General features: G+C 62.9%; 12 protein-coding genes and 1 pseudogene. 5 read left to right on the top strand and 8 right to left on the bottom strand.

What is annotated here, in order from left to right; all coding sequences use genetic code 11:
- Nucleotides 1-18 precede the first annotated feature (18 nt).
- From LB577_RS09175 to msrB, 4 genes are all read left to right on the top strand, one after another.
- Nucleotides 19-558 carry a sigma-70 family RNA polymerase sigma factor gene (locus tag LB577_RS09175; RefSeq protein WP_140575302.1) on the top strand — a complete coding sequence of 180 codons (540 nt, stop codon included), beginning with the start codon at nt 19-21 and terminating at the stop codon, nt 556-558.
- On the top strand, nt 555-1277 hold the full coding sequence (locus tag LB577_RS09170) for an anti-sigma factor domain-containing protein (RefSeq protein ID WP_224686456.1): 723 nt from the start codon (nt 555-557) through the stop codon (nt 1275-1277). The genes LB577_RS09175 and LB577_RS09170 overlap by 4 nt, the downstream gene beginning before the upstream one ends.
- Before the next feature lie 221 nt (nt 1278-1498).
- The gene (locus LB577_RS09165; protein ID WP_224686455.1) at nt 1499-2056 is read left to right on the top strand and encodes a fasciclin domain-containing protein; all 558 of its coding nucleotides are present in this window, start codon (nt 1499-1501) and stop codon (nt 2054-2056) included.
- A 226-nt stretch (nt 2057-2282) separates the two neighbouring features.
- A complete protein-coding gene (msrB, locus tag LB577_RS09160) occupies nt 2283-2786 on the top strand; it encodes a peptide-methionine (R)-S-oxide reductase MsrB (protein WP_140575313.1) in 504 nt (167 codons plus the stop codon).
- A gap of 123 nt (nt 2787-2909) precedes the next feature.
- On the opposite strand, the gene LB577_RS09155 is transcribed toward msrB, so the two are convergent.
- Nucleotides 2910-4505, bottom strand: a complete 1596-nt coding sequence (locus LB577_RS09155; protein WP_224686454.1) for a DHA2 family efflux MFS transporter permease subunit — start codon at nt 4503-4505, stop codon at nt 2910-2912.
- A 73-nt stretch (nt 4506-4578) separates the two neighbouring features.
- Nucleotides 4579-5763 carry an HlyD family secretion protein gene (locus tag LB577_RS09150; RefSeq protein WP_224686453.1) on the bottom strand — a complete coding sequence of 395 codons (1185 nt, stop codon included), beginning with the start codon at nt 5761-5763 and terminating at the stop codon, nt 4579-4581.
- Nucleotides 5764-5895: 132 nt separating this feature from the next.
- Between LB577_RS09150 and LB577_RS09145 the strand changes: the two genes are divergently transcribed.
- Nucleotides 5896-6630, top strand: a complete 735-nt coding sequence (locus LB577_RS09145; protein WP_224686452.1) for a TetR/AcrR family transcriptional regulator — start codon at nt 5896-5898, stop codon at nt 6628-6630.
- 12 nt (nt 6631-6642) lie between these two features.
- Here the strand turns inward: LB577_RS09145 and yihA are convergent, their stop codons facing one another.
- The 6 genes and pseudogenes from yihA to rpmH form a co-directional block, all read right to left on the bottom strand.
- A complete protein-coding gene (gene yihA / locus LB577_RS09140) occupies nt 6643-7302 on the bottom strand; it encodes a ribosome biogenesis GTP-binding protein YihA/YsxC (RefSeq protein WP_013891880.1) in 660 nt (219 codons plus the stop codon).
- Nucleotides 7299-7937, bottom strand: coding sequence for a CatB-related O-acetyltransferase (locus LB577_RS09135; protein ID WP_224686451.1), 639 nt, complete (start codon nt 7935-7937; stop codon nt 7299-7301). Before LB577_RS09135 ends, yihA begins: the two co-directional genes overlap by 4 nt.
- Nucleotides 7938-8361: 424 nt before the next feature.
- The gene (locus LB577_RS09130) at nt 8362-8922 is read right to left on the bottom strand and encodes a fasciclin domain-containing protein (protein ID WP_224686450.1); all 561 of its coding nucleotides are present in this window, start codon (nt 8920-8922) and stop codon (nt 8362-8364) included.
- A 221-nt stretch (nt 8923-9143) separates the two neighbouring features.
- Nucleotides 9144-10978 (bottom strand): annotated as a pseudogene (yidC, locus tag LB577_RS09125) (membrane protein insertase YidC).
- A gap of 14 nt (nt 10979-10992) precedes the next feature.
- On the bottom strand, nt 10993-11346 hold the full coding sequence (gene rnpA / locus LB577_RS09120; RefSeq protein WP_013891888.1) for a ribonuclease P protein component: 354 nt from the start codon (nt 11344-11346) through the stop codon (nt 10993-10995).
- 14 nt (nt 11347-11360) lie between these two features.
- A complete protein-coding gene (gene rpmH / locus LB577_RS09115; RefSeq protein WP_008833937.1) occupies nt 11361-11495 on the bottom strand; it encodes a 50S ribosomal protein L34 in 135 nt (44 codons plus the stop codon).
- Nucleotides 11496-11508 lie beyond the last annotated feature (13 nt).

Below are 11508 nucleotides of genomic sequence, written 5' to 3'. Positions count from 1 at the left end.
TGCCTAATTTGGCTCGGCATGACGCCGCAGGACATCACCAAGCTGATCGTCCGGACTTCGATGAAGGATCGGGCAGCGTTCGACCTGCTCTACCGGCAGACCAGCGCGAAACTTTTCGGCGTATGCCTTCGTGTATTGAACGACCGGGGAGATGCTGAAGAAGCGCTGCAGGAAGTCTTCGTCAAGATATGGACGAAGGCGGACCGTTTTGCTGTCTCCGATCTGAGCCCGATCTCCTGGCTGGTGGCGATCGCGCGCAATCATGCGATCGATCGCATCAGAGCGCGGCGCAAGCCTGCCGCCGATATCGATGCCGCGCTCGACGTGGCCGATCCGGCGCCGGGACCTGAAGCGATGGCGGTGGCGGGCGACGAGACCGAACGCGTCCACCATTGCCTCGACGAGCTGGAGAAGGACCGGGCGGCGGCCGTCCGGGGCGCTTATCTCAAGGGCGAAAGCTATGCCGAACTGGCGGAGCGCCACGGCGTGCCGTTGAACACGATGCGTACCTGGCTGCGCCGCAGCCTGATGAAACTCAGAGAATGCCTGGAGAGATGACGCTCGCAGAGGACAATGGACCGGAACGTGGGGGCGACGACATGTTCGCCGCCGAATATGTTCTCGGCGTGCTGCCGGCGGACGAGCGGCAGATCGCGTCCAGGCGCATCGATTCCGAAACCGACTTCGCGCGGCTTGTCGACGGCTGGGAGGTTCATCTTTCGCCATTGGCAGCCGCCTATCCGGAAATCGAGCCACCGGCATCGGTGAAGGCGGCCGTCGATCGACGCCTGTTTGCATCGACCGCAGCCGCACCCGCCGAACCCCGTGCAGGCCTCTGGTCCAGCCTCGCCTTCTGGCGCGGCCTCGCGGCGGCGGCGGTTGCCGCGCTCGCGCTCTACATCGCCGTGCCCTACGTCAATCCGCCGGCCGTCCAGCCGCAGACGCGGCTAGTCGCCTCGCTGGCCGCCGACGGCAGCGACGTCAAATACCTCGCCGTCTACGATGCCGCGCACCATGAAGTCAGCCTGTCGCATGTTTCCGGCGAGCGCGCGTCCGGCAAGGATTTCGAACTTTGGATGATTGAAGGCAAGAATCCACCGGTTTCGATAGGCGTCATCCCGAGCGGGGCAACGGCTCATATCGTCGTCTCGCCGGCAGCCCAGCAGAAACTTGCCCAGGGCGCGGTGCTGGCCGTCAGCCTCGAACCATCAGGCGGTTCGCCAACCGGGCAGCCGACCGGACCGGTGGTTGCCGCAGGCGATTTGAAGAGCATTTAGCCCGACCGTTCGCGCTTGTGACCATGATTTAGGCGATAGCAAGTCTATCTATAATTCCGCATGTCTAAAGTGCCGCCAAGCCGGCAAACTACCGAGCCTGGAAAATTTCTTTCTGCGCTCAGATAAATTCAAAAACAAAAAATCTGAAACTCCCGCGTTTGTATTCCGTATCTCCTCACGTCCCCAAAAATGGGAAGAGAAAACCCGAGGAGTTCTACATCATGCGTAAATTCGCCACCCTTTTGCTTGCCGGTACCATCGCCGTGTCCGCGCTTGCCACCGCCGCCTATGCCGAAAACCCGATGGTGGGCGGCGCCGCCATGTTTGCCAACAAGACCATCGTCGAAAACGCCGTCAATTCGAAGGATCACACGACGCTGGTCGCCGCCGTCAAGGCAGCCGGCCTGGATGAGACTCTGCAGGGCGCCGGCCCGTTCACCGTGTTCGCGCCGACCAACGAAGCCTTTGCCGCCCTGCCGGCCGGCACGGTCGACACGCTGCTCAAGCCTGAGAACAAGGACAAGCTCGCCAAGATCCTGACCTGCCATGTCATCGGCGCCAAGGCGATGGGCGCCGACGTGGCCGCGATGGCCAAGGCCGACGGCGGCACCCACAAGGTCAAGACCGCCGGCGGCTGCGAGCTGTCGCTCAAGGCCGATGGCGGCAAGGTCACCGTTACCGACGAGAACGGCAATGTCGCCAATGTGACGATCGCCGATGTCGAGCAATCCAACGGCGTCATCCACGTCATCGACAAGGTTCTGCTCCCGAAGATGTGATCGGCCCGAAAATGTAACAAAGGGCCTGCCGAGGCGAACCTGCTGCAAGAGCCCTCCGTCGATTGCATCGTCTCGCTCCCTCGACCTGCAAGCGACACGCGAGCTCCGCGCCGCCCACGGCCAACCCGTGGAACGGCGCGGAGTTCGTTCGAGGACAACCGTCACCGGCTTTTGACTTTCGCGTGGCGGCATAGTTTGGCAAAATAGACAATCGGAGGAACTGGTCATGAACCGTCGCGACTTTCTTTTGAGCGGCGTCGCTGCCGTTGGTGTCGTCGGGGCCGCAGCCACCTTGCTGCGCATGGGCAGCCCGCAGGCAGCTCAAGCCGCCGAGAAGTTCGAGGTCACCAAGACCGACGACGAATGGAAGGCCATCCTGTCGCCGGCCGCCTTCGACGTGCTGCGCAAGGAAGGCACCGAATATCCGGGCACCAGCCCGCTGCTCAACGAGCACCGCAAGGGCATCTTCGCCTGTGCCGGCTGCGATCTGCCGGTCTATCCCTCGGAGACGAAATTCGATTCCGGCACCGGCTGGCCGAGCTTCTGGCAGGAGATCGCCAATGGCATCGGCAAGACCGAGGACCGGTCGCTGGGCATGACCCGCACCGAGGTGCATTGCCGCCGCTGCGGCGGCCATCTCGGCCATGTCTTCGACGACGGCCCGGCGCCGACCGGCCTGCGCCATTGCATCAACGGCGTGGCGCTGAGCTTCAAGCCCGCCACGGCCTGACAGATTCTGCTTCAAACGAAAAACTCCGGGCTTTGCGGCCCGGAGTTTTTTGCGCGGTCAGAGCTTTTCGGGCGTGGACTGGAGGAGCTTCCCGAAACCGCTGCCCACGTGGGGTATTTTTGTTTAGTGGCCGCCGCCTCCGCCGCCACCGGGCGCGGCCGGCTTGTTGATCAGCATGGTGAACAGGCCAAGCGTCGCGAACAGCACCGTCAGCATGTAGAACACGTCCATGAAGGACAGCAGCGCCGCCTGCTGCTGGACAATGCCCGACAGCTTGGAGATCGCGGCACTCGCCGCATCGAGACCGGTGGTCTGCTCGAAATTGAGCGTCATGTTCTGCAGCTTCTGCTGGGCCGCCGCACTGCCCCACTGCACGTGCTCCGACAGCCGGGCGTAGTGGAAAGCATTGCGGTCGATCAGCACGGTGTTGATGAGGGCAAGGCCGACGGCACCACCGAGGTTGCGCGTCAGGTTGAAGAGGCCGGACGCATTCTTCAGCCGGTCGGGCGGCAAGGTGCCGAGCGCGATGTTGTTGATCGGCACCATGCACAGCATCATCGAACAGCCGCGCAGGATCTGCGGGATCAGCAGTTCATAGAAATCCCAGTCGGCGGTCAGGTGCGTCATCCACCACGTGCCGGTGGCGAAGCCGAAGAAGCCGATCATCATCATCAGCCGCAGATCCATCTTGCTCGACAGGATGCCGGAGATCGGCGCGGTGACGAACATGGCCAGGCCGCTGACGAACAGCGCCTCGCCGATCATCATCGAATCGTAGCCGCGGATGCGACCGAGGAAGACCGGATAGAGATAGGTCAGGCCGTAGAGGCCGATGCCGATGACGAAGGAGAACAGCGAGCCGAAGGCGAAGTTGATGTTGCTGAAGGCCCGCAGATCGACGATCGGCTCCTCGGCGGTGAAGACACGCCAGAAGAAGATCACTGCACCGATGGTCATGACGATCGCGCAGATGAACACGGCATGATCCTGCAGCCAGTCATTGTTCGGGCCTTCCTCTAGCACATACTCCATGCAGCCGAGGAACGCCGCCATGCCGGCGAGGCCCCACCAGTCGAACTTGTTGAACAGCTTTAGATTGGGCTTGTCGAAGTCGATCAGCGACCAGGCCGCGGTCGCCACCAGAATGCCGGGGACGACATTGACCAGGAACAGCCAGTGCCACGAAAAAGCATGGCTGATGTAACCGCCGACGGTCGGGCCGATGGTCGGCGCCAGCGTCGCCACCAGGCCGATCATCGGCGAGACGATGGCGCGGCGCGAGGGCGGGAAGATGGTGAAGGCGGCCGCGAAGACACTCGGGATCATGCCGCCGCCGATGAAACCCTGCACAGCGCGGTAGACGATCATCTGATCGATGTTGGTGGCGGTCGCCGCGAGCGCGCTGGCGGCGGTGAAGCCGGCTGCCGCGATGGTGAACAGCACGCGCGTCGACAGCATGCGGCTGAGGAAGCCCGACAGCGGGATCATGACCACCTCGGCGATCAGATAGGCCGTCTGCACCCACGGAATTTCATCGGAGCTGGCGCTCAAGCCCGCCTGGATCTCGGAAAGTGAGGCGGAGACGATCTGGATGTCCAGGATCGCCATGAACATGCCGAACACCATCGCCAGGAAGGCAATGATGCGGCGTGTGGAAATAGTGTCAGGGACGGCCGGCCGTGCCGGCGGCGATCCTGCGGTGATTGTTGCGGTTGCCATTGCATGGGCCTCCTTGAGGCAGGCCGGGCGGCTCAGTGCTTGATCAGCCCCCGAGCCGCCCTCCGAAAAGCGCTTAGTTGGTGCTCGCGGCAGGTGCGGTGCGGCTGTCGACGTCGACGACAACGCTCAAGCCAGCGCGCAACTTGCCGGTCCTGAGGGCATCGGCCCGGACGTCGATGCGGACCGGGACCCGCTGCACGACCTTGGTGAAGTTGCCGGTGGCATTTTCCGGCGGCAACAGCGAGAAGACCGCGCCGGAGGCCGGAGCGAGCGACGAAACGGTTCCCTGGATGGGCTGGCCGTCGATGGCGTCGACCGCGATGTTGACCTTTTCGCCGGGAACCAGCCGGGCAAGCTGGGTCTCCTTGAAGTTGGCGACGATGTAGAGCTTGTCCATCGGCACGACGACGGCAAGCTTCTGGCCGGGGCTGACGAGGTCGCCCTGCTCGACGGAACGGTTGCCGACGACGCCGTCATAGGGCGCCTTGAGCACGGTGAAGGAAAGATCGCGCGCGGCCTTGTCGCGGCTGAGCTGCAAGGAGGCGAGCGTGCTCGCCGACTCGGCGCGCTGCGCTTCGAGCACACCGATATTGGCCTGTGCGGCGGCGATCTGCGCGTCGGCACCGACCAGCGCGGCATTGGCCTGGTCGAGCGCGGTCTGGGCGTCGTCCAATTGCGCCTGCGTGCCGACATGGGTCTTGACCAGCTGCGCGGCGCGCTGCTGGGCACGGGCGGCATTGCTGGCTGCGGCCTGGTCGGCGACCTTCTGCGCCTGCGCCTGCTGCAGGGAAGCCTGCGCGGCCTTGGTCTGCGCGTCGATACGGTCTAGCGTCTTCGACAGCGTGGCGATCTGCGCGTCGGCCTGGGCGACAGCTATTTTGTAGTCGCCGTCATCGATCGTCAGCAGCGGGTCGCCGGCCTTGACCAGCTGGTTCTCGCTCACCTTGACCTGATCGACATAGCCGGAAATCTTCGGCGAGACGAACGCCATGTCGGCCTGGACGTAAGCGTCGTCGGTCGAGATCATGAAACGGCCAGTCGTCCAATAGTCATAGCCATACCAGGCGCCGGCGCCGAGCAGAGCAACGCCGATGATCGGCAGCAGGACGGAGCGCGCCGAACGCTTTTTCTTTGCGGGGGCTTCCGGCGGCGGCGCGGCGGCCGGCTGGACAGGAATTTCCGGTGCTTCCGTCGCCGGCGCAACCTTGGCACTGGGGAACGGACGGACTTCGGCGGTGGATGGCGCGTTTGAGGACATGACATCTCTCTAGGAAAGATTATAATAGACTGAACCGTTCGGTTCGATGGACGTTGACATAGCGCGTAAAGAGGACCATATCAAGGGGCAATCGAACCGCTTGGTTCGAATTATTTTCGAGGTGTGACTTTTATGGCCGAGACAACGCCCGACGCCGAAAACGACAAATGCGAGGATCTGCTGGACAGCCTGCGCCGCGGCCGCCCCGCCGCCGGACAGGATCCGGTCAAGCGCAGCCAGATCATCGACGGCGCCCGCCGTGTCTTCATCGACAAGGGCTTCGAGGCCGCCTCGATGAACGACATCACGCGCGAGGCCGGCGTGTCGAAGGGCACCATCTATGTCTACTTCGCCAATAAGGAAGAGCTGTTCGAGGCGCTGATCGAGGAAGAGCGCGGCAGCATATTCAAGAACATGTACGACCTGCTCGACCGTTCAGACGATCTGCGCCAGACGCTGGTGAAGTTCGGCAAGGTGCTGTCGATGAAGATCACCTCGGCCAGGGTCATCCAGGCGCAGCGCACCGTGATCGGCGCCTCCGACAGGATACCCGACATGGGCGCGCGGTTTTACGAGCGCGGTCCCAAACGCGGCCATGACAGGATGGTGGCCTTCCTGAACGCCGCCATCGAGCGCGGCCTGCTGCGCATCGACGATGTCGACCTTGCCGCCTATCAGTTCACCGATCTTTGCCTTGCCGGTCTTTTCCGGCAGTGCATCTTCGCCTACCGCGTCAAGGCGCCGAGCCAGGAGGAGATCGAGCACATCGTCCGGTCGGGCGTCGATATGTTCCTGAAGGCCTACGGCACCGCAAGCCTGGCCGAGGAAGAACGCCACCAGATGATTGCCCTGGAGGCAAAGTCCTGACGGGAAACCGCGTCACCCACCATTGGCGGCAAGCACGATGGCGGCCTGCAATTCCTCGAGACCCTCACCTTTTTCCGATGACGTCGCCAGCACGAACGGAAACGCCGCCGGCCGCTTCTTGATCTTTGCCAGCGTCTCCTCGATCAGCCTGGGCACGCCAGCGACCTTGATCTTGTCGGTCTTGGTCAGCACGATCTGATAGGACACCGCCGCCTTGTCGAGCAGCGACAGCACTTCGTCGTCCTTGGCCTTGATGCCGTGGCGGGCGTCGATCAGCACATAGACGCGCTTCAGCGTGACGCGGCCCTTGAGATAGTCGAAGACCAGCTTCGTCCACTCGTCGACCTTCTCCTTGGGCGCGGTGGCGTAGCCGTAGCCCGGCATGTCGACCAGCGCCATGGGCGGCAGGTCGGCGCCCTCGCCCGAAAATCCATCCGGCACGAAATAGTTGAGTTCCTGCGTGCGCCCCGGCGTGTTGGAGGTGCGAGCCAGCCCCTTCTGGTTGACCAGCGCGTTGATCAGCGACGACTTGCCGACGTTGGAGCGGCCGGCAAAGGCGATTTCCGGCGGCCCTTCCGGCGGCAGGAACTTCATGGCCGGCACGCCGCGGATGAAGATCCAGCCGCGCGTGAAAAGGTCGGTGCCGATCGTGGTGCTGTTCAAAGCGTTCAAGCTGCTGCCTCCAGAAGAGAAATATCGGCGCCCCTGATGGCGTCGAGGTTGCGGCCGATCTTGTCGACCGGCCAGTCCCACCATGCCACCGCCAGCAGCCGCCGGATCGTCCTGTCGTCGAACCGCATCTTCACCACCTTGGCCGCGTTGCCAGCGACGATGGCGTAGGGCGGCACATCGTGCGTCACCACGGACTTCGCCGCAATGATGGCGCCATGGCCGACTTGCACGCCCGGCAGGATCACCGCCTCCATGCCGATCCAGACGTCGCTGCCGACCACGGTGTTGCCGCGCACTTCCTTCGACCATGTCGCCGGATCAAAACCGTTTTCCCAGCCATGGCCGAAGATGTTGAACGGATAGGTCGAAAAGCCGGACATGGCATGGTTGGCGCCGTTCATGATGAAGCGCGCGCCTTCGGCGATGGCGCAGAACTTGCCGATGATCAGCTTGTCGCCAATGAAAGGATAGTGGTGCAGCACGCATTTGTCGGCGAATTTGTCCGGCCCGTCAGGGTCGTCGTAGTAGGTGAAGTCGCCGATCTCGATGTTCGGCGCACTCACCAGCGGCTTCAGGAAGCCGACGCGCGTATGCATCGGGATCGGGTGCTTGATGCCGGGGTTGGGTCCGTCCATGTCGATATCCGTCGAGGAAGTGATTGGTCGGCGCATCCGGACTGCGGGGTGCGCCTGGTCAAAATAACGTGATCCGCCCTATAGCATCAATGGGCCGAGAGCGAGCTTTCCTTGTCATGGAGCTCATTTGTTGCCGCGGCAAATCACGATCGGATTGGACAGCGCGCTGTCAAAACCGCTGCCCTGATACCGGCCAAGGTCGACCATAGCGCCGTCACATGGAGTGACGTGCCGGGAGCGGTTGCTCGACAGCTGAAACCCGGTCGCCTTCACATATCCAAAAAACCGGAGCCCTGCGTGGGACTGCTGGACTCCGGTCCATTGCCGATACGGCTTCCCAGGAAATATGGACCTCGTCACGAGGTGGAGACGGCAAGCCCGAGAAAGCCCCAACGGACCTGCCTGATCCCCTTCGCCGGGGTGGTTACTTCGGCAACAGCACCTTGTTGACGACATCAATGACACCGTTCGACTGGTTGACGTCGGCGATCGTCACCTTGGCCTCGCCGCCGGACTCGTCGATGATGTAGAGCTTGCCCTTCTTGACCTCGGCGGTGAGCGTGTCGCCCGAGACGGTCTTCATCTCATATTTGCCGCCCATCGCCTTGGCCTTGGCCATCATGTCCTTGCCGGAGATCTTGCCGGCCACGACATGCGCGGTCAGCACCTTGGTGAGCTGGTCCTTGTTCTCGGGCTTGAGCAGCGTTTCGACGGTGCCGGCCGGCAGCGCGGCGAAGGCTTCGTTGGTGGGCGCGAAGACGGTGAACGGGCCGGCGCCCTGCAGCGTGTCGACAAGGCCAGCCGCTTTGACGGCGGCGACCAGCGTCGTGTGGTCCTTCGAGTTGACGGCGTTCTCGACGATGTTCTTGGTGGCGTACATCGGCGCGCCGCCGACTGTCGGGTTCTTGGCATAGGCCGGGGCGGCAATTGCCGCGCCAGCGACGAATGCGGAAAGGGCGATGATCCTGAATGACGGCAGGCGCATGTGGTCTTCCTCCGGGTGAGGGCTGATCGGAATTGATAGCCTTTGGAAATGCACACGCAGTCACGCCCCGCGACCGCTCGCAGTTTCACCGATCACGGGAACGTGAACCGATGCTCGCCCAAAGAAAAAGCCCGGACGAACCGGGCTTTTCGAGAAGAGAGATCTTCTCTTCGGCTTTTTTTGGGGGCCGGCTACTCCGCCTTTTGTAGGAAGAAGGCCGGCTACTCAGCCGGTGACGGTTTCTTCCGGAACAGCGCGACCAGATTGTCCCACAGCTCGATCTTGGCGCCCTGGCGCTTCATGATCAGGCCCTGCTGGAGGATCGACAGCGTGTTGTTCCAGGCCCAGTAGATGACGAGACCCGCCGGGAAACCCGCCATCATGAACGTGAAGATGACAGGCATCCAGGTGAAGATCGCGGCCTGCGTCGGATCCGGCGGCGTCGGGTTCATGCGCATCTGCAGGAACATGGTGACGCCCATGATCAGCGGCCAGACGCCGATCATCAGCATGTGGGGCAGCGTGATCGGAACGAGGCCAAACAGGTTGAAGATCGAGGTCGGATCGGGCGCGGCCAGATCCTGGATCCAGCCGAAGAACGGCGCGTGGCGCATCTCGATGGTGATGTAGAGCACCTTGTAGAGCGAGAAGAAGACGGGGATCTGCAGCGCCACCGGCCAGCAACCGGCCAGCGGATTGATCTTCTCGGTCTTGTACAGCTCCATCATCGCCTGCTGCTGCTTCATCTTGTCGTCCGCGTATTTCTCGCGGATCTCGAGCATCTTGGGCTGCACCTTCTTCATGTTCGCCATCGACGCGTAGGACTTGTTGGCGAGCGGGAAGAACAGCGCCTTGACGATGACGGTGGTGGCGAGGATCGCCAGGCCGAAATTGCCGAAGAATTTGTAGAGCGTGTCGATCAGCCAGAACATCGGCTTGGTGATGAAATAGAACCAGCCCCAGTCGATCACCAGGTTGAACTGGCGAATATGACGGTCCGCCTCGTAGGCGTTGATCTTGGCCACTTCCTTGGCGCCGGCGAAGATCTCCGTCTCGACCGTCGCGGACTGGCCGGCATCGACATTGATTGCATCGGTGAGGAAGTCGGACTGGTAGCGGTGCCGGCCATCCTCGAAAAAGGCATAGCGCGGCTGGAAAGGCTGCTTCTCGGTCGGCACCAGGGTGACGGCCCAGTATTTGTCGGTGATGCCGAGCCAGCCATCGGTCGACTTGCCCGGAGTGACCTGCTTTTCGGATTCGATCTTGGCGTATTTGTATTCGGCCAGGCCCTCGGTGCCGGTAACGCCGATCAGGCCTTCATGCAGCACATAGGTGCTGGCGACGGCCGGCTTGTCGTAGCGCGTGACGCGGCCGTAATTGAACAGCGAAACCGCACTGGCGCCGGAATTCTGCACCGTATCCGTGACCGTGAACATGTAGTTGGCGTCGACCGAGAAGACGCGCTTGAAGGTCAGGCCCTTGTCGTTGGTGTAGGTAAGCGTCACCGGCGTCGACGGGCTCAGCGTCGGATTGCCTTCCACGCTCCACACCGTGTCGGCACCCGGCACCGCGCCGGTCTTGTCGTTGCCGACGAAGCCGATCTCGGCGAAATAGCCGGTCGGCAGCGCCTGCGGATTGAGCAGCTCGATCTCGGGCGAGTTCTTGTCGACGGTCTCGGTGTAGTGCTTGAGCTTGAGGTCGTCGAGGCGTGCGCCGGTCAGGTTGATCGAGCCTTCGAGGCTCGGCGTGTCGATCTTGACGCGCTTCGAAGCAGCCAGCGCCTGATCGCGGCCGGCCGCGGTGACGGCGTCGCCGCCGGGCGCGTTGGGAATGGTGCCCGGGGGGGGGGGGCGCGCCGCGCCGGCGCCGGCGCCGGTGTCGCAGCGCCTGGATTGGCGGCCTCGGCCGCCTTCTTCTGCTCCTCCACGCGCTGCTGCTCGATCTTGGCGGCCTCGCGCTGCTGCTCGACGCGCGGATTCATGTAGAAAACCTGCCACAAAGTCAGGATCAGCACCGACAGCGCGATGGTGATGAAGAAGTTCCGGTTGTTTTCCATCGAGAGCCCTTGGCCTATCGTGTTCCGCGAAGTCGGCGGGAGAGTTCGGCCTTCAACTGGCCGAACGGGGCGCGCAGTGCATCGTCGCGCCCGACGATGACATAGTCATTGCCGGGCATCATGTCATCTGCGGCATGGACGCGGACGGCTTCTTTCAGCCGCCGCCTGACGCGGTTGCGCACAACGGCGTTGCCGACCTTCTTGGTGACGGTGAAGCCGACACGCGGCACGCCGCCGTCGCCGCGGTCGAGGACCTCGACGAGGAAAAACCGCCCGCGGCGCTTTTCACCACGGCGGACGGCCAGGAATTCCGCGCGTTTCAGAAGCCGCTTGGGATTGACCCCCACTGGCTTGCCGGTTGCGGGCAACGATCTCGTCTCGCTTAGGCGCTGAGCCGCTTGCGGCCGCGGTTGCGGCGAGCTGCGACAACGCCACGACCACCCTTGGTGGCCATGCGGGCACGAAAGCCGTGCCGACGTTTGCGGACGAGTTTGGACGGTTGGTAGGTACGCTTCATTTGTTTTAATACC

This window comes from Mesorhizobium sp. B283B1A (genome assembly GCF_020165735.1).
Taxonomy (GTDB): Bacteria; Pseudomonadota; Alphaproteobacteria; order Rhizobiales; family Rhizobiaceae; genus Mesorhizobium; species Mesorhizobium opportunistum.
The sequence above is the reverse complement of the archived record's forward strand: the minus strand, read 5'-3'. Positions and strand labels throughout refer to the sequence as shown.

Excerpts from the sequence above, each read along its gene's own strand:
- LB577_RS09175 (WP_140575302.1), top strand. The coding sequence starts at position 19 with ATGACGCCGCAGGACATCACCAAGCTGATCGTCCGGACTTCGATGAAG.
- LB577_RS09170 (WP_224686456.1), top strand. The coding sequence starts at position 555 with ATGACGCTCGCAGAGGACAATGGACCGGAACGTGGGGGCGACGACATG.
- LB577_RS09165 (WP_224686455.1), top strand. The coding sequence starts at position 1,499 with ATGCGTAAATTCGCCACCCTTTTGCTTGCCGGTACCATCGCCGTGTCC.
- msrB (WP_140575313.1), top strand. The coding sequence starts at position 2,283 with ATGAACCGTCGCGACTTTCTTTTGAGCGGCGTCGCTGCCGTTGGTGTC.
- LB577_RS09155 (WP_224686454.1), bottom strand. The coding sequence starts at position 4,505 with ATGGCAACCGCAACAATCACCGCAGGATCGCCGCCGGCACGGCCGGCC.
- LB577_RS09150 (WP_224686453.1), bottom strand. The coding sequence starts at position 5,763 with ATGTCCTCAAACGCGCCATCCACCGCCGAAGTCCGTCCGTTCCCCAGT.
- LB577_RS09145 (WP_224686452.1), top strand. The coding sequence starts at position 5,896 with ATGGCCGAGACAACGCCCGACGCCGAAAACGACAAATGCGAGGATCTG.
- LB577_RS09135 (WP_224686451.1), bottom strand. The coding sequence starts at position 7,937 with ATGGACGGACCCAACCCCGGCATCAAGCACCCGATCCCGATGCATACG.
- LB577_RS09130 (WP_224686450.1), bottom strand. The coding sequence starts at position 8,922 with ATGCGCCTGCCGTCATTCAGGATCATCGCCCTTTCCGCATTCGTCGCT.
- rpmH (WP_008833937.1), bottom strand. The coding sequence starts at position 11,495 with ATGAAGCGTACCTACCAACCGTCCAAACTCGTCCGCAAACGTCGGCAC.